At 47.6% G+C, this 778-nt stretch carries 2 protein-coding genes; one reads left to right on the top strand and one right to left on the bottom strand.

Translation table 11 applies throughout. The features are described from left to right. Positions 1-348, top strand: a 348-nt coding sequence (locus tag A3766_RS26935; RefSeq protein WP_197479780.1) for a Nif3-like dinuclear metal center hexameric protein, incomplete at its 5' end; no start/stop codon positions are given. Positions 349-352: 4 nt separating this feature from the next. Here A3766_RS26935 and A3766_RS26930 read toward each other — a convergent pair. After that, positions 353-778, bottom strand: a 426-nt coding sequence (locus A3766_RS26930) for a YhcB family protein (protein WP_068643320.1), incomplete at its 5' end; no start/stop codon positions are given.

The following is a 778-nucleotide window of genomic DNA, read 5'->3' as shown; positions in this document are numbered from 1 at the left end:
CGCTTAGATAAGGCGGTAACAGTTGAGCAGTTTTCCGAGCATGTGACTAACAAGCTAGGTCGCCAATGCGAGTTTGTTGGTGAGCCTAACCGGTTAATACAGAATATTGGGTTTTGTACTGGTGCAGCCCAGGGGATGATTGACCTTGCAGTGAGTCAGAACCTTGATGCTTACCTAAGTGGTGAGATATCCGAGCCAACCGTTCACGTCGCAAGAGAAACCGGGGTCGCCTATTTCGCCGCAGGCCATCATGCGACCGAGAAAGGGGGGATTCAAGCACTTGGGCAACATTTACAGGAAAAGTTTGATATCGAGTTTGAGTTTATCGATATCGATAATCCAGTTTAATGGCCTAGATTCTTGGTGGCTCTTTAACAAGCAGCTCTTCTTCTTGCTCCGAGCTAACTTCTTTTTTAGTAATGCCATAAGTTTCTGACAGTGTGCCTGTGTCGGCGTCGCTATTCTTTGGAGCATAGTCCATAGGTGGTGTGTAAACTTCAGCGCGGGGTTTCTGTGCAGCACTATCAGTACTTGCGTTAGATTGGCCGATTGCGAGAAAATCTTCAGCTTGCTCTTCATTGCACAAGCGGCTTGCGCCTTTGGCGAGCTGCTCATGCACCTCTCGGTAGCTTTTATTGAGGGTGTGTACAGCTTGCGCGGTATCCATAAAGTGTTCACTGACCTCAGCCTGGTACTTTTCATGACGAGCCTGTAGCTCGGCTAATTTTTGTTCCAAACGTTTATTCTTACTTGCTTCGCCTTGGACAGATCGATGAAA

It is taken from the genome of Oleiphilus sp. HI0132 (assembly GCF_001635845.1).
The sequence above is the reverse complement of the archived record's forward strand: the minus strand, read 5'-3'. Positions and strand labels throughout refer to the sequence as shown.